General features: G+C 64.6%; 14 protein-coding genes. 9 read left to right on the top strand and 5 right to left on the bottom strand.

What is annotated here, in order from left to right; translation table 11 throughout:
• On the top strand, window positions 1-659 hold a 659-nt coding region (locus B5X90_RS19535; protein ID WP_079555570.1), incomplete at its 5' end, for an L-serine ammonia-lyase.
• On the opposite strand, the gene B5X90_RS19530 is transcribed toward B5X90_RS19535, so the two are convergent.
• Window positions 640-2,184 carry a PucR family transcriptional regulator gene (locus B5X90_RS19530; RefSeq protein WP_079555569.1) on the bottom strand — a complete coding sequence of 515 codons (1,545 nt, stop codon included), beginning with the start codon at window positions 2,182-2,184 and terminating at the stop codon, window positions 640-642. The genes B5X90_RS19535 and B5X90_RS19530 overlap by 20 nt on opposite strands.
• Window positions 2,185-2,379: 195 nt before the next feature.
• Here B5X90_RS19530 and speB point away from each other — a divergent pair, with 195 nt between their 5' ends.
• From speB to B5X90_RS19495, 7 genes are all read left to right on the top strand, one after another.
• A complete protein-coding gene (speB, locus tag B5X90_RS19525; protein ID WP_079555568.1) occupies window positions 2,380-3,381 on the top strand; it encodes an agmatinase in 1,002 nt (333 codons plus the stop codon).
• Between the two features lie 179 nt (window positions 3,382-3,560).
• Window positions 3,561-5,033 carry a purine-cytosine permease family protein gene (locus B5X90_RS19520; RefSeq protein WP_079555567.1) on the top strand — a complete coding sequence of 491 codons (1,473 nt, stop codon included), beginning with the start codon at window positions 3,561-3,563 and terminating at the stop codon, window positions 5,031-5,033.
• A gap of 93 nt (window positions 5,034-5,126) precedes the next feature.
• Window positions 5,127-6,641 carry an aminobutyraldehyde dehydrogenase gene (locus B5X90_RS19515; RefSeq protein ID WP_179129236.1) on the top strand — a complete coding sequence of 505 codons (1,515 nt, stop codon included), beginning with the start codon at window positions 5,127-5,129 and terminating at the stop codon, window positions 6,639-6,641.
• 28 nt (window positions 6,642-6,669) lie between these two features.
• Window positions 6,670-7,965, top strand: coding sequence for a D-arabinono-1,4-lactone oxidase (locus tag B5X90_RS19510; protein ID WP_079555565.1), 1,296 nt, complete (start codon window positions 6,670-6,672; stop codon window positions 7,963-7,965).
• 100 nt (window positions 7,966-8,065) lie between these two features.
• Window positions 8,066-8,824, top strand: a complete 759-nt coding sequence (locus B5X90_RS19505; protein ID WP_079555564.1) for an SDR family NAD(P)-dependent oxidoreductase — start codon at window positions 8,066-8,068, stop codon at window positions 8,822-8,824.
• Window positions 8,825-8,863: 39 nt separating this feature from the next.
• Window positions 8,864-9,787, top strand: coding sequence for an NAD-dependent epimerase/dehydratase family protein (locus tag B5X90_RS19500; protein WP_079555563.1), 924 nt, complete (start codon window positions 8,864-8,866; stop codon window positions 9,785-9,787).
• Window positions 9,788-9,822: 35 nt separating this feature from the next.
• Window positions 9,823-10,701 (top strand): polysaccharide deacetylase family protein, encoded by an 879-nt coding sequence (locus B5X90_RS19495; RefSeq protein ID WP_079555562.1) that lies wholly within the window; start codon window positions 9,823-9,825, stop codon window positions 10,699-10,701.
• 147 nt (window positions 10,702-10,848) lie between these two features.
• Here the strand turns inward: B5X90_RS19495 and B5X90_RS21805 are convergent, their stop codons facing one another.
• The 4 genes from B5X90_RS21805 to B5X90_RS19475 form a co-directional block, all read right to left on the bottom strand.
• On the bottom strand, window positions 10,849-12,222 hold the full coding sequence (locus B5X90_RS21805; protein WP_179129234.1) for a hypothetical protein: 1,374 nt from the start codon (window positions 12,220-12,222) through the stop codon (window positions 10,849-10,851).
• 184 nt (window positions 12,223-12,406) lie between these two features.
• Complete coding sequence (locus tag B5X90_RS19485; protein WP_079555560.1) at window positions 12,407-13,975, bottom strand: APC family permease; 1,569 nt, start codon at window positions 13,973-13,975, stop codon at window positions 12,407-12,409.
• Entirely contained in the window at window positions 13,972-15,015 is a 1,044-nt protein-coding gene (locus B5X90_RS19480; protein ID WP_079555559.1) for an agmatine deiminase family protein, read from the bottom strand. The genes B5X90_RS19485 and B5X90_RS19480 overlap by 4 nt, the downstream gene beginning before the upstream one ends.
• Window positions 15,012-16,082, bottom strand: a complete 1,071-nt coding sequence (locus tag B5X90_RS19475) for a nitrilase-related carbon-nitrogen hydrolase (protein WP_079555558.1) — start codon at window positions 16,080-16,082, stop codon at window positions 15,012-15,014. The genes B5X90_RS19480 and B5X90_RS19475 overlap by 4 nt, the downstream gene beginning before the upstream one ends.
• 234 nt (window positions 16,083-16,316) lie before the next feature.
• Here B5X90_RS19475 and B5X90_RS19470 point away from each other — a divergent pair, with 234 nt between their 5' ends.
• Window positions 16,317-16,811: a GyrI-like domain-containing protein gene (locus tag B5X90_RS19470; protein ID WP_179129232.1), complete on the top strand. Its 495-nt coding sequence runs from the start codon at window positions 16,317-16,319 to the stop codon at window positions 16,809-16,811.
• Window positions 16,812-16,830 lie beyond the last annotated feature (19 nt).

Raw genomic sequence — 16,830 nt, 5'->3', positions numbered from 1 at the left:
TGATGAAGGAAACCCTGGATCAGGACCCCGACTTCCGGGACCCGAAGTACTGGCAGGAATGGGTCAACCTGATCGCACTGGCCGTGAACGAGGAAAACGCCTCCGGCGGCCGCGTCGTCACCGCCCCCACGAACGGCGCCGCCGGCATCATCCCGGCCGTGCTCTATTACGCGCTGCACTTCGCCCCCGGCATGGACAAGGCCACCCAGGCCGACCGCGACGACGTCGTGGTTAAGTTCCTGCTGACCGCGGGCGCGATCGGGGTGCTGTACAAGGAGCAGGCCTCGATTTCCGGGGCGGAAGTCGGCTGCCAGGGCGAGGTGGGCTCGGCGTCGTCGATGGCGGCCGCCGGCCTGGCCGAAGTCATGGGCGGCACGCCCCAGCAGGTGGAGAACGCCGCGGAAATCGCGATGGAGCACAACCTGGGCCTGACCTGCGATCCGATCGGCGGGCTCGTGCAGGTCCCGTGCATCGAACGCAATGCGATCGCCGCCGCCAAGGCCATCAACGCCGCCAAGATGGCGCTGTGGGGCGACGGCACGCACCGGGTCTCCCTGGACGAAGTCATTGTGACCATGCGCGAAACCGGCAAGGACATGAGCTCGAAATACAAGGAAACCGCGATGGGCGGCCTCGCCGTCAACGTCGTGGAGTGCTGACCTCAGCCGACGGCAGGCGCCGCGGATTGTCGTGGAGGTCCATGGCTTCATGGATCTGCAGGGCAAACCACAGTTGCGCCAGAGTGGAGGTTTCGGTCATATCGAGGCCCGTCAGCTCGCTGATCTTTCGGATGCGATAGATGATGGTCTGCCGATGCGCGAACAGGGCGGCTGCCGTTTTCTGCCAGGACCGTTGCGTGTCGAGGAACGTCTTGAGCGTGACGATGAGGTCCCCGTTTTCCCGCTGTTCGTACTCGAAAATGGGTCCGAGGAGCCGCTGGACCAGGGCGTGGCCTTCCTCGAAGCTGGTGAGCCCGAGCCACGAGGGTCCCTCGGCATAGCGGACCAACCGCTCGCCGGTGCTTGACGCCGTCCCAAGTGCCCACATCGATTCCTGAAGAGCTCTCTGCACACCAGCGGCCGCGGAAGGCCGGCTGATCCCGATCATGACGTCCAAGGGGACCGTGTGTCGCAGCAGATCATCGGTGCAGTCTGCTGCGACAGCCAAATGGATTGTGTCGAATCTGCGCTGGCACGCCGTCGGGTAGCCGTGTCGCCAGAGATCAACGTGGATCCCTGCCAGGCGCTCACCGTCGTCGCTGGACATAGAGATGATGAGGAATTCCCGTGACGAAATCCCGAACTCAGGCAGTCGGCTTTCAATATCGGCTATGCCCAGGCGCCCGTCAAAAGCCTGCAAAAGGAACTCCGCACCCAGCCGGCGCTGGTTCTCGAGAGACAGCACCGTCCGCGACAGCTCGAGTCCCAGGACTGTGGCTGCGTGGAGCAGCACTACCGCGTCCGGGAGCGGTTCGGATTTCGGCAGCACCACCAGAAGCGCGTTGGCGTGGGTCGGAATATCCATCATCAGAAGGTGGCCTTCCCCCAACCGATGCCACTGGAACTTCTTGCTGGCCACCGGTGACTTGCTGGTCAGCGGTTCAAGTTGCCGTTTGAGGCCTGGTGGCAGCGGCTGGCCTCCGGGATGCCAGGCGTGCAGGCACCGTCGATCAATGACGAAGAGGCGGGCATCGAGTTCGGCTTCGATACCCAGGATCAGTCCCAGCCAGTTGTCCTCAGATGGTCCCGCCAGCCGCAGCAGGTCATAAATACGGGCCGTTTGGCGCAGCCTGCGGGACTCTTCGAGCAACGAAGACTCAGCGACCGAACGTGCGATGGCGATGAACGGAAGCGGGTAGGGGATGCTGATGACCGGCAACGGCAAGCGGTCACAGGCTTCGAGGAACTCGGGACAGAGTTCAGGGGCATGCATCTGCTCGCCGATCGCCAGTGCACTGGCACCTGCGTTGACCAGTGCCTCGGCTAGCTCAACCTGCCCCTCGGGATCGGCCGGAATGGAGAGCCCGTTAGTCATCATGAGCTCGCCGCCGGTGACCCATTCCCACAGGCGTGGCAGGTCGGAGGTATGGGCCCAGGTGACCCGGTTGTCCAGGCCGGCGGAGCCCGCCAGAAGGCTCAGTCCCAGCTGGGGTTCGGCTAGCAGTTCGGCCACGGTGATCGCCATGCGCGGTTCCTGTTCATGAGTCCGGAGGCCGTCCCCGGGCCGCTTATACATATGTATAAGCCTCTCGGCTGTTTGTAGTCAATCGGCGGATGTACCGCGTGACGCCGATCACTAATAGTTAAGGCATAGACCTCGACCGGCGCAGGAAGAAATTGCCAGGCCGACTGAAACCACAGCAACCGGAGGACCCCAGTCATGACCATGCACAAGCCAATCGGCCCTGTCGACGCAACAAAAGTTCCCCGCTACGCGGGCCTGGGCACCTTTGCCCGGCTTCCTCAGATTGACCGGGTCCCGGACTACGACATTGCGATCGTCGGTGTCCCGTTCGACGGCGGTACGTCCTACCGCCCCGGCGCCCGCTTCGGTCCGGCCGCTGTCCGTGAAGCGTCGCGGCTCCTGCGCCCCGGCTACCACCCGGAGCTCGACGTTGAGCCCGTATACGAAGCCCAGGTTGTGGACGCCGGCGACATCGCCTGTACCCCCTACGACATCGCCCGCGCAGTCCGCGAGATCGAGGAGCAGGCCCTCCCGCTCCTTGGCGACGCCGGCTCCGGCAAGAGGCTCATCTCCATTGGCGGCGACCACACCATCGCGCTCCCGATGCTGCGGGCCCTGAATAAGGTCCACGGCCCCGTGGCCCTGCTCCACTTCGACGCACACCTTGATACCTGGGACACCTATTTCGATCAGCCGGTCACGCACGGAACCATCTTCCGCCGGGCCTTCGAGGAAGGCCTTCTGGTCGAGGACAAGTCGATGCACGTTGGCATCCGCGGCCCGGTTTATGACCGCAACGATTTCCTTCGCGACCACGAGTTCGGCTTCCAGATCATCCGCTGCTCGGACCTGGACGTCATCGGGGTGCCGGCCGCGATCCAGCGCGTCAAGGAGCGGCTGGGTGACACCCCGGTCTATGTCTCCATCGACATCGACGTCCTGGACCCGGCCTACGCCCCGGGCACCGGCACTCCGGAAATGGGCGGGCTCCACTCCCGCGAACTCCTCGCGCTGCTCCGCGGATTGAACGGCATCAACATTGTGGGCGCCGACGTCGTCGAGGTCGCTCCGGCCTACGACCATGCAGACATCACCACAGTCGCCGCGGCGACGCTGGTCTTCGACCTCCTCGCCCTGATGGTGAACCGCAGCAAGGCCGCCAACCTCACTGAGGAGCTGCAAGCGGCCACTGTCTGACCACAACTCCTGGGCTATCGCACCTGATTTATACATATGTATGAATAGGTCTACGGCAACTATTCAATCGCCGGATTACCACTGTGACAAAAGTCACGAATGATTGATACATCAGATCCCGTGCTCGACGAAGTGCCGGGACAGAACAAAGAGGTTCCCATGAACTCCCGGAACGCATCATGAACGCTCGACCCACCCACGCCGTCACAGCCGAAGTACCCCGGCTCGAGGACAAGACCATTCAACCCATCCCGGCCCACGAACGCCATGGCAAGGCCCGGGACCTCTTCACCATCTGGTTCGGTTCCAACATCATGATCATGACCATCGTGACCGGGGGACTCGCGACGACGGTGTTCGGGCTCAGCTTTGTGCCGGCAATCGTCGGAATCATCATTGGGAACGTTGTCGGTGGCATCTTCATGGCACTGCATTCGGCCCAGGGCCCGCAGCTGGGCGTGGCGCAGATGATTCAGACCCGCGGGCAGTTCGGTTCGTACGGGGCACTGCTGATCGTGGTCATCGTGGTGGTCATGTACGTCGGGTTCTTTGCGGCGAACCTCGTCTTTGGCGGCCAAGCGCTGGCCGCAGTCACCCCGGGCATCAGTGTCGATGCAGGCATCATTGTCATTGGCGTCGTGAGCGTCGTGGCCACCATCTTCGGCTACCGGCTCATCCACGCCTATGCACGCATCTTGAGCGTCGTGGCCGGTCTGGCGCTGGTGCTGGCCTTCGTCTGGATCCTGGCCGTCCACGGATTGCCGGCCAGCTTCCTGGACCAGGGAAACTTCAACTGGGTCGGCTTCATGGCCACTATCTCCGTCTCCGCCCTCTGGCAGCTCGCCTACGCTCCCTACGTCTCGGACTACTCCCGCTACATGCCTCAGGGCACCGGCTCGGCCCCGGCGTTCTGGGCGTCCTACTCGGGCTGCGTCTTGGGAACTCTCTTCCCGATGGTCCTGGGTGCCCTGGTGGGAACGCTCGCACTGGCACTGATCAACGATGGCAGCAGCGTCGAAATAGTAGGTAGCCTGGGAGCCCTGCTCGGGCCATGGACCATGGTGATCATCGGAATCTTCTGCCTCGGCGTTGCGGCGTCGAACGCCATGAACCTCTACTGCGGGGTCCTATGCACCCTCACCATTGGGCAGACGTTCAGGCCGGCCTGGTTGCCCCACGCCAAGACCCGGACCATTGCGTCAATCCTCCTCTTCACCCTCGCCCTTATGATCGCGCTGTTCGCCCGTGACAATTTCATCTTCTTCTACACGAACTTCCTCTCCTTCCTGATGTACGTCCTGGTTCCCTGGACGGCCATCAACCTGGTCGATTACTACCTCCTGCGGCACGGCGACTACCGGGTTGAAGACTTCTTCAAGCGCGACGGTGGAGTGTACGGAAGGTTCAACTGGGTGGCGATCGGAGCCTATGTTGCCGGCGCACTGATCCAGGTTCCGTTCTCGGCGACAGCGATGTTCACGGGCCCCGCTGCCGCAGCGATGAACGGCGTGGACCTCTCGTGGATTGTCGGCCTGGTGGTTGTTGCACCCCTGTACTACTTCGCGGCACGCCTGTTCCGGAAAACGCCGGAAGCCGCCCCCTTTCAGTCGCCCGCATTCGCAAGTGACCTGATTGAGGCGCCGCGGGCGTAACGCCCGCTCCGGCACACCGCGCACATACCGCCCACACCCCCTACACCAAACTCCCGGCGCCGCGATCGGCGCAGAAAACAAAGGCGAAATATCATGACACTCACTGACCTCGAGCGGTTCACAGTCCGACGCTCTGCAACGGAGCAAAGCAGCGCCGGACTCCTGCCACCCGTTTTGCCTCCGGCGGGGCACTTCATCGGCGGAACGTTTGTCTCCGGTTCCGCGACCCGGCTGATCGACGTCGTCGACCCCACCACGGAACAGGTCATCGCATCGGTTCGGGCCGGCACGGCCGCGGATGTGGACGCTGCGGTTGAAGCAGCCGTGGCGGCCCAGAAGTCCTGGGGCACCACGACACCGAAGGAACGCTCCGAGGTGCTCTCCCTGATCGCCAACATCATTGAAGCCAACCGTGAAGCCTTCGAAATCATCGAGTCCGCCAACACCGGCAAACCGCGAACCGTCGCGGAGGACGATGTCTCCAGCACCATCGACACCTTCCGGTTCATGGCCGGAGCTTCCCGCACACTGACCTCCATGGCGGGCGGAGACTACGCCACCGGACACACCTCGGTCATCCTCAGGGAACCCGTCGGCGTCGTCGGCGTCATCACCCCTTGGAACTACCCGCTGCTGATGGCTGCCTGGAAGATCGCGCCCATCCTCGCCGCCGGAAACAGCATCGTCCTCAAACCCTCGGAACAGACGCCGCTCTCTACGCTGAAGCTGGCAGAACTTGTCGCCGGGCGCATCCCCGATGGCATCCTCAACGTCGTGACGGGAAAGGGCCGAACCGTCGGGCAGCGACTCTCCGAACACCCTGATGTGGCGCTCATTGCGCTGACGGGGAGCGTCGTCAGCGGACAGGCAGTCGCGGAGACCGCGGCCAGGTCTGTCAAGCGCGTCCATCTGGAGCTCGGCGGCAAGGCCCCGGTTGTTGTCTTCCCCGACGCCGACCTCCGCGCCGCCGCCGCCGGCGTGCGAAACGCCGGCTTCTGGAATGCCGGCCAGGACTGCGGCGCCGCTTGCCGTGTGCTCGTGCACGAGTCCGTGGCCGAGGAGTTCACCGAACACCTGGTACGCGAAGTCAGCACGCTCGTCGTCGGCGCTCCGGGCGCAGGGGAAGACGTGGAAATCGGTCCCATGATTTCGCGCCCGCACTTCGAACGCGTGAAGGAAGCCCTTGCCGAGGCAGAAGCTGCTGGCCTGCAGGTGGCCATCGGCGGCTCGGCCTTGGAAGGCCCCGGCTACTTCATTGAACCCACCGTAATCAGCAACGTCCCGGCCGGGGCGCATATTGCTACCCACGAAATCTTTGGCCCAGTCGTCACCGTCGAGTCCTTCAGCTCCACTGAAGAGGCCATCATCCGGGCCAACGAGAGTCCTTACGGGCTTTCCGCCTCGGTATGGACCCGGGATTCGAGCCTCTCGCTCAGGGTTCCGAAGCAGCTCGATTTCGGCACCGTCTGGGTCAATTCACACCTGGTGTTGGCCTGCGAGGTTCCGTGGGGCGGATTCAAGGGATCCGGCTATGGCCGCGACCTCTCGCTGTATGCCTTGGACGATTACTCCCGGACCAAGCACGTCATGATCAACCACGGCGCATGAGCCTTAAGACCAGCATCGGAGCGCAGCAATGACCACCACGAATCATCACCACGCCGCGTCGTCCGCCCGTGCCGCGACGCCGTCCGCTCCTTTCGGAACAGACGTAACGTGGACCAATTGGGGCGGAAACCAGAGCGCGACGCCAGCCTTCACCGTCCGGCCGCGGAATGAACAGGAGGCGCTCGACGCCGTCCGGTTCGCCATCCGGGAAGGTTTGCCCGTACGCGCGGTCGGCTCAGGGCATTCGTCCTCTCCGCTGGTTCAGACGGGCGGCGTCCTGATGGACATGTCCGCACTCTCGGCAATCACCGGAACCGACCTCATACGGCGCCGCGCACGGGCCCTGGCCGGCACCACAATCAACGCCTTTGGCGATCCGCTGTGGGAGCAGGGGCTGGCACTGGGCAACCAGGGCGACATTGACAAGCAGCAGATCGCCGGGGCACTGGCGACCAGCACCCATGGCTCCGGAAGGAATCTGGGCAGCTTCTCATCAGCACTGCGCTGGGTCCGGCTGATCAACGGTTACGGCGAAATCGTCGAAATCGGCGAAGGGCAACTCCGCGAACTCAGGGCCGCCCAGGTCGCCTTGGGGACGCTCGGAATCTTCCTGGAGGTCGAAATGGCGGTCGAGGACCGCTATTACCTGCAGGAGCAGATCACGTACCCCACCTGGGCGGAGACCGCGGCAACCTGGCAGGCCGACATCGACGGGAACCGGCACTACTCGTTCCTCTGGTGCCCGGACGACGATTCCTGTGAGCTCCTGGACCTGCCCGGTTCGCCGGGCCAGAGCATGGCAAACCGCAGCTACACCAAGCGGTACAACATCGCCCAGGTCCAGGACGAGCGCGAAATTTCCCGCACGGAAGGTGCCCGGCTGGACCGGTCGTACCGCATCTACCCGGGCGGATTCACCACACCGTTCCATGAACTCGAGTACTTCGTTCCCAGCGAACACGGTCTGGCGGCCGTCCAAGCCGTCCAGGACCTGATCCGCACCAAGCATTCCGACCAGAAGTACCCCGTTGAGGTCCGCTGGGTGAAAGCCGACGAAGGCTATATGTCCCAGTTCCAAGGACGCGACACCACCGTCATCACCCTGACCACCGAACCCGGGACCGACTACTGGCCCTTCTTCCGGGATGCGGATGCGGTGCTGCAGGAATTCGAGCCCCGCGCGCACTGGGGAAAGATCCATTTCATGACGAGGAGCCGATTGGAGCGTCTCTACCCGGAGCTTGACACCTTCATCCAGATACGCCGGGAGTTCGACCCCCGCGGCATGTTCCTCAACGACCACACTCGTGCGCTCGTTGGCTAAATCAGCCATCAAAGTTTAATCGGTAAATCCGGCGTATGCCCCCGAATCGTGACCGGGGGCATGCTGCCCGCCTTTCCACATCCAACGGGGAAGAGAAGACATGAGCCATTTTCAGGACAGGGCCTACCTTGTCACCGGAGCCAGCTCCGGCATCGGTCTCGCGACCACCCGGGCCCTTCTGGCGCAAGGGGCAAAGGTTGCAGCTGTCGGTCTCCCGGACCGTCTGCTTGAAGACGCAAAAGGCCAACTCTCGGGCGCTGTGATCTTCCTCGAAGCCGACGTATCTGAGTCCCAACAGGTCGATAGCGCCTTCGCCCGGGCGGAAGCTGAACTCGGACCACTGAGCGGAGCCTTCAACGCTGCAGGAATCTCCAGTGTTGCGCCCATCGCCGAAACGTCCGACGAGCTGTGGCAGGGACTGATCCGGGTGAACTTGACCGGCACTTTCCACTTCGCCAGGGCAGCGGCGCGAACGCTCTCGGCCAACGGCGGTGGATCGCTGGTCTGCACTGCCAGTGAGCTGGCACTCGTCGGCCAAGCAGGCTACACCGCATACACCGCGACCAAGGGCGGCGTCCTGTCGATGATGCGGTCACTGGCCGCCGAACTCGCACCTGCCGGCGTCCGGGTCAACGCACTGTCGCCAGGGACGACTGATACTCCGATGCTTGCGGCCGAGTTCGCGAACGAAGAAGAACGCGCCAGGGACGAAGCGTCCGTGCCGCTTGGCCGATTCGCCCTGCCGGAGGAGATTGCAGCTGCTGCGCTGTGGCTGTTGGGTCCTGAATCCTCGTATGTCACGGGAACAAACCTTGTTGTCGACGGTGGCCGGACCACGACGTTCCCCCTTGGACATTGAATCCCACATCCAACGCACCTACAAAAAAGGCAACATCACATGAGCTCTGTTCTGGTCACAGGTGGTGCCGGATTCACCGGACGCCACATCGTCAACGAACTCGCCGACGCCGGCCATCAAACGGTCAGCTACAACCGGGACTTCATCGAGGCTCCACGCCCCGACGTCGTTTCCGTCCAGGGCGAACTGTTCGATATCCCTCGTCTCCTCGAAGTATTCAAGGCGCACGACGTCGACACCATCGTCCATACCGCCGCCATATCCCACCCGACCTATTCCCTGAGCTTTCCCCTGGCAACCTTTGCCGCCAACGTCGAGGGAACGGTGGCGGTTTTCGAGGCGGCACGACTCCACGGCGTCAAACGGATCATCAACTTCTCGTCGGAGTGCGTGTACGGAAAGACCTCAGCGCCGGTGGTTCTCGAATCGGAGCCAGTAAATCCGATGACGCCTTACGCCGTGACGAAGGTTACCGGGGAATGGCTCGGACAGGTCTACGGCGACAGGTATGGAATCGACGTCATTTCCCTGCGCATCGGCCAGGTTTACGGACCCGGAAACCGCATGGATGAAGTCATGCGGGACATTATGCGCGGCGTAGTCCGCGACGGTTCATTCTCACAGGACCACGGAGCCGACCACCGCTACAACCTTGTCTACGTCCGCGACGTCGCTCTTGCCATCCTGGCGGCAGTCCAGGCACCAGAAACGGCCTCGGCCAGGCCCCTGGCCTACAACATCTCCGGCACCGAGTACTGGACACTTAGCGACGTCGTCAAAGAAGTCCGCATCGCATTCCCGGACGCCACCGTGGAGATCGGGCCCGGGACGGATCCAACCCTGGATTTGCAGGGCCACTTCAGCATCGCTTCCGCAGCCGCGGATCTCGGCTACGAATCGGCCTGGCCGCTGCAGCGGGCCCTCGGCGACTACGCCGACTGGCTCTCCACCCATGACTTCTGACCCCTTCTTCTGCATTTCTTCTAATAGGAACGAACATGACATTCGATAGAAGCGGCTGGAGGCAGGGGGCGGCCTGCGTCGCCGCGTTGACGTTCGACGTCGACGCCGAGTCCCCCGTCCTGGCCGCCGGCCGGCGCTACGCCGACAATGCGATGGCGATGACTCACCAGGCGTTCGGACCTAAGGTGGGTGTTCCCCGGATTCTCCAGATGTTGAAGGATGTGCAGCAGCCGGCGACATTCTTCATTCCAGGGGTAACCGCGGAGCGATATCCCCGCATGGTTGAACAGGTCCTGGAGTCGGGTCATGAGATCGCACACCACTCACACACTCACCGCACCGCGGTGAACATGAGTTTCGACGACGAACGCGCCGACTTCGATCTGGCGCTTGCCGCGCTTGGGCGTTTCGGCATTTCTCCAAAGGGGCATCGCGCCGCACTGTGGGAGCCCTCGTGGCAGACGCCGTCGTTGGTGGCTGAATACGGGCTGAAATACGATTCCAGCCTGATGGACGCGGACGTCCCCTATCTCATTGAAACCCCGGCAGGCACAGTTGCGGAGCTGCCCCCACATTGGAGTCTGGATGACTGGGAGCAGTATGCCTTCCTTCCGGAACCCAAGATCGGTGAAATCATCCAGTCGCCACTTGTCGTGGCGGACATGTGGATTCATGAGATCGACGCGATGCGACGTCATGGTGCTCTGTTCATGCTCACTTGCCACCCGTTCCTCACCGGACGGGCAGGACGGCTGGAGGCGCTGCGGACCGTTATCGAAACGGCGCTGGAACGAGGAGATGTCCGCTTCTCGACGTGCGAAGCGCTCGCGGAAGCGGCACTCGGTGACCCGGCATTGATTGCCGAGCCCCTCAATCCAGTTACAGCGTCCGCGGAGCTCTATCCGGACTACTGAACCCGGACTACTCAGCTGTGCGACACGGCGAACAATGATGATCCCAGAACACAACAGGCGACAGCGTCAGACCCGGCACTGCTGAACGTCGTGCCGTGCGCGCTGCCCGGCATAAACGTTAGGGCGCGGCTGGCCGGCGCCTGGAACTCAGATGCAGGACTTGTTGTAGTCGAGGCCGCCCGAGATGTACTGGGCCATGGTGACTTTCCCGCCGCCCGTCAGCGGTGCCGCCGAACACATGGTGCTGGCGCTTTGGAGGGAGCTCCCGCCGGCGAGCCAGCTTCGCTGGGCGTAAAGGTTGCTTGTCGAGGGCACCGCGCCGACGATTTGTGCCCATTGGTAGCCGGTCGAGTAGAGCCCTGTTTTGGCGCCGATGCTGGCAAAGTAGGCGGCCATGCCCTCCAGATCGGCTCTGTTGGCGGCCTTGTTCGTTGACCAGGAGTTTTCGGTCTCGACGTCCAGCCACCAGGTGTAGGAGGCCGGGTTCTTGACCCCGCGGATGGTGGCGTCGTCGTAGGCCTTTGCGTACCCGTACATGAAGGAACACGCCGAGCCGACCGAGCCCTTGGTGCACTGGCCGTACGGGTTGGCCACGGTCTTCCCGGCGTAGGTGTTGCTGGTGGGCCACCAGGAGCCGGCGGTCCCAGGGTTTCCGGTGTTTACGTACAGGGCCACGAGGGGCTGGCCGGTCCCGCCGGTGGACGTGGCGGCCCAGGACAGCTGGGTGGCCAGGCACGGGTTGGTGTTGTTCGCCAGGCCGTTGTTCACACCGATGATCGCGAAGCTCTGGCCCTTGGGCAGGGGTTTGCCGCACTGCGGCCAGGACACGTCGACGCCGGGTCCCGCGGGCGTGATTGCTGCTGTGCCGGCCGACGTCTTGGCGGCGGTGGTGTAGCCGGTCTTCGTTGCGGTGACTGTGACGGTGAGGGCCTTGCCGGCCTGCGCTGCGGCGGGTTTGTAGGTAGCGGCGTTGGCGCCGACGATGACGACGCCGTTCGCCTTCCACTGATACTTCAGGGTGACGGGCGCGGGACCCCACGTGCCCGGGACCGCGGTCAGGGTGTAGCCGACTTTTGTCATGCCGGTGATTGTCGGCACAGGGGCCGGTCCGAGCGAGCCGGCGGCGATGGCTGCGGTGGGGGCCGAGGTTTTGGAGGCGGTGGTGTAGCCGGTCTTGGTTCCGGTGACGGTGAGGGCCTTGCCGGCCTGCGCCGCGGTCAGTTTGTAGGTGGCGGCAGTCGCGCCGATGACGACGACACCGTTGGCCTTCCACTGATACTGCAGGGTGACGGGTGCCGGACCCCAGGTGCCCGGGACCGCGGTCAGGGTGTAGCCGACCTTTGTTGTGCCCGTGATCGTCGGCACCGGGGCTGTCTTCAGCGGCGCGGCGGACGTTGCAAGTACCGCCGTCGCCGGAGCCGGCGCAGCGGATGCGGGGGCAAGCTGCGCCAGGGAGAGCATCATGACCCCAACCAGGAACAACGGAATTGATAGAGCCCGGACGCGGTTGAATAGCAGCATAAAAATTTCCCCCAAGTTGCCGCGCCCGGAACAGGCTGCGCTAGAGCCTGCGGAGATGCAGACAGCGTGAATCTAGCACGGGGAGGTGTTCCTCAACATGCAATGGCAGCGTTGCGGGCGACGGAGGCACGCAAAAACCCGCCGGCCCAGAGCTCATCCGGGCCAGCGGGTCCTTGCTGGGAGGCTACTCCGGAACCACCAGGGCGGGGGTGTCCTTCCGGATGGTCTCGCCCCGGAAGAAGCCCGGGTGCAGTTTCGCGGCGACCAGCATGATCACGACGCCGAGGGCGAGGATGCCGATCCCCAGAATGAACACCAGGCCCACGCCGAAGACCTCCGAGCCGCTGCCGAATTCCGGTGCCCAGCTGTCCACGGCCGTCTGGAAGAAGACCACGGTGAGGACCAGGCCGCCCAGGACCGGGAACAGCAGCCGCATGAAGAAGTTGCGGACGCTGGAGAACAGGCTGTGCCGGAAATACCAGGTGCAGGCGAAGGCCGTGAGGGCGTAGTAGAAGCAGATCATCAGGCCCAGGGCCATGATGGTGTCATTGAGGACGTTCTCGCTGACCACCTTCATGACGGCATAGAAGCCGCCGGAGATCACACCGGCAATCACCGTGGCGAAACCGGGGGACCCGAACCGCTTGCTGACGGATGCGAAGCGCGGCGGCAGCGCCCCGTAGTGGCCCATCGCCAGCAGGCTGCGGGCGGGGGAGGCCATGGTGGACTGCAGGGACGACGCGGTGCCGGAGAGCACGGCCAGGGACATCAGGATGGCCAGCGGACCCATGACGGGCGAAGCCAGTGCCGCAAAGATATTCGACTGGTTGTCCGGGTTGTTCAGGCCGATGCCGTCGGTTCCGGTGCCGGCGACCATCATGGTGGCCACGATCGCGACGAGGTAAAGGGCCAGGACGGCGACCGCCGTCGTGGTTCCTGCCCGGCCGGCGGTACCCTTGCCGCCCTTGGTTTCCTCGTTCACGGTGAGGCAGACGTCCCAGCCCCAGTAGACGAAGACGGCCAGCGACATGCCGGCGGCGAACTGCTCGAAGCTGCCGATCTTCATCGGGTTGAACCAGTCCCAGCTGAAGGCGATCGCGGTGCCCGACTCGCCCGAGGCGGCGTGGGTGAGTGCCATGACGACGAAGATGCCCAGGACGAGGACCTGGAATCCGACCATGGTGTACTGCACCAGCTTGGTGGCATGCAGCCCGCGGTAGCTGACCCAGACGGCCAGTGCCACGAACACCAGGCACGTCACGATGTTTATGGCCGTGTTGGAGGTCAGGTCCGCGAGGTCCGGGTTGTTGAACACCTGGGCCAGGAAGAGGTAGAAGAAGTCCACCGCGACGCCGGCCAGGTTGGACAGGACAATGATGTTGGCGGCCAGCAGACCCCAGCCGCCCATCCACCCGACGAACGGGCCGAACGCCTTCGTGGCCCACGTGAAGGTGGTGCCGCTGTCCGGTGAATCCGCGTTGAGCTCCCGGTAGGCGAACGCCACCAGGATCATCGGGATGAACGCGACGATGAAGATCGCCGGCAGCTGCAGGCCCACGGCGCCGACGGCGGGTCCCAGCGAACTGGTCAGGCTGTAGGCGGGTGCCACGGAGGAGATGCCGAGGACGACGACGGCGAGCAGGCCCAGCTGGCCGCCTTTAAGGCCCTTGCCGGAGATGCCGTGCTTGGAACCGGCCGGATCGACGACGTCGTGCGTGATGGTGCCGTCTTCGCGGCCGATAGTCTGACTCATTGCTGACCTTTTTTCTGGGGGGTGGACGGTTGCTGTTGGGTGATGCAGTGGATGCCGCCGCCGCGGGCGAAAAGCTCGCGGGCGTCGATGCCGACTACCCTGCGGCCGGGGTAGGCGTCGCTAAGGATGCGCAAGGCTTTTTCGTCCATCGGGTCGTTGAAGGTGCAGGCGATGACGCCGCCGTTGACCACCAGGTGGTTGATGTAGCTGTAGTCGACGAAGCCCTCCTCATCCGTCAGGGTTTCCGGGGCGGGGACCTCGATGATGTTCCATTCGCGGCCGGCCGCGTCCCGGGTGGTGGCGAGGTGGCTGATGATGTCCCGGCAGACTTCGAAGTCGGGGTGTGCCGGGTTCTGCTGGGAATGGACCAGCACGGTGCCCGGGGACGGGATGGCCGCGACGATGTCGACGTGGCCGCGCGTGCCGAACCGTTCCGAATCCCGGGTCAGGCCGCGGGGAAGCCAGACGACGTGGCTCACGCCCAGGGTCCGGCCCAGCTCGGCCTCAACGTCGGCCCTGCTGAGCCCGGGATTGCGGCCCGGATCGAGCTGGACCGTCTCGGTGACGAGGACCGTGCCTTCGCCGTCGACGTGGATGCCGCCGCCTTCGTTCACCAGCGGCGAGACGAGATGGCTGGCCCCCGAGCGGGCCGCAACGGCCGACGCCACGAGCGCGTCCTTGTCCCAGGCGGCCCAGTCCTGGCCGCCCCAGCCGTTGAAGACCCAGTCGACGGCGCCGAGCCGGCCGCGGTCGTCGAGGACGAACGTGGGGCCGATGTCCCGCATCCAGGCGTCGTTCAGCGCGGCGGGGACCACCTCGATATCCGGGTGGAGGTAGTCCGCAGCGGTCCGCACATCCGCCGGCGCCACCAGCATGGTGACCGGTTCGAATTCCACGACGGCGTTCGCGACGGCGGCCCAGACGGAGCGGGCGGCGTGGGCTTCTGCCGCTGTTTCGCCCAGGGTGTAGCCGCCGGTGGGGAACGCCATCCAGACACGGTCCTGGGGCGCCGTTTCGGACGGCATCCGCCACGCGCTCATGCGGTGGCCTTGCTGGTGTCGGCGCCGAGCGGGGCGTCGGGGCGTACCGGTTCGGTCAGCCGCCCGTACGTGTCCGGGCGCCGGGTCGCCAGGAATGGGAAGAGCGTGAGCCAGTCCCGGCGCTGGTCGAGGTCGAGGTCCGCGACGAGCACCGCGGATTCGTCCCGCGGCGCCTGGGCGAGGATCCGGCCGTAGGGATCGGAGATGAAGGAGGAACCGTAGAAGTTCAGTGTGCCTTCGCTGCCGCACCGGTTGGGGACCACCATGAACAGCCCGTTGGCGATGCCGTTGCCCACGATGACCTGCTGCCACAACGGCTGGGTGTCGAAGTCCGGGTGGTCCGGCTCGGAGCCGATGGCTGTGGGGTAGACCAGGAGTTCCGCGCCGCCGAGGGAGTAGATCCGCGCCAGCTCCGGGAACCACTCGTCCCAGCAGGTGGGCATGCCCAACCGTGCGCCGCCGAGTTCGGCGGGGGAGTGGACCTCGTAGGCATCGTCGCCGTCCGGACCCTGGCGGAAGAATTTGTCCTCGTAGTAGCCGGCCGTGACGGGAATGTGGAGCTTGTGGGTGCGGGCCAGGAGTTCGCCCCCGGGGGACACCAGGATGGCGGTGTTCAGGCCCAGGCCGTCGTCTGTGCCGTCCGGGTTCTCCGCCTTCTGGTACAGCGAAGCGTGGACGCAGATGCCGTGCCTCCGGGCCGCGTCCGCCGCGAACCGGAACGTGGGGCCGGTGAACAGGTCCTCGGCGATGTCCGAGGGCCGCGGGCGGCTGGTCCCGCCGCGGGCGGCGTCATTTTCGGGAAGAGTGTCCGCGGGGTAGCGGGACAGCGTGAGCTCGGGGAGGAAGACGACGGCGGCTCCCAGCCTGGCGGCGCGCCCGATGCCTTCGTCCAGTTCGGCGTGCAGGGCCGCGGCGTCCGGATGCCAGCGGTGCTGCACGACGCCGATCCGCAGCGCCGGCCGGCTGGACTGTGTTGTGCTGGACGGCGCGGTGCTGGACGATGCGGGGCTGGACGGCGTGGTGCGGGCCAGGGAGGGCGGGGTGTCGAGGGACGTGATTTCGATCATGGCTACTCCAGTGAGACGGGCGTCACATTAATGAACGTGGTTCATTTAGTTTGAGGGCGATAGCCTCGTGGGGCAAGACCTAATATGAATAAAGTTCATTTATTTATTCGGGGCGAAACCCGCGCCCTCCCCGTGCCGGCAGCCGGACCGCTACTGGACTACGGCGCGGACCTCCCCTCGGGGCGCGGGCCGTAAGGCCCTAGACCGTGGATTAGTCCCGGCAGAGTCTGGGGTATGACTCAAACGAACCCGGGGCCGGCCCCGGACATTAGGGCCGCCCAGCTCAAAGAACAGCCCACGGCGGTGGTGCATGAGACAGTTCCGATGAATGCGTTGCGGGATTTTTTCGGCCGTGCCTTCGCCGCCGTCATGGGTGCGGTGCAGGAGCAGCATGTCCAGTTGGCCGGGCCCCCGTTTGCGCTGTACCGCGGCACGCCGACGGACGTCGTCGACGTGGAAGCGGGGTTCCCCCTCGCCGCGCCTTTCACGAACCCCAGTGGCGCGGACACGGCGGTTGTGGCCGGCACCCTCCCGGCAGGCCCGGCCTACGAGGCGATGCACACCGGTCCCTACGAATCACTGCAGCGTACTTACGGCGCGATCATGGCGCGGATGCGGCAGGACGGCGCGAGCCCGGGGGGAGCGATGTGGGAGTACTACCTCACCGACCCCGGCGTCGAACCCGATCCAGCGAAGTGGCAGACGCTGGTGGTCTGGCCGGTCGACTGAAATGCCGCACCTGAACTGC

This window comes from Arthrobacter sp. 49Tsu3.1M3, assembly GCF_900168135.1.
Taxonomy (GTDB): domain Bacteria; phylum Actinomycetota; class Actinomycetes; order Actinomycetales; family Micrococcaceae; genus Arthrobacter.
Note: the sequence above shows the minus strand (reverse complement) of the source record. Positions and strands in the feature narration are given on the sequence as shown.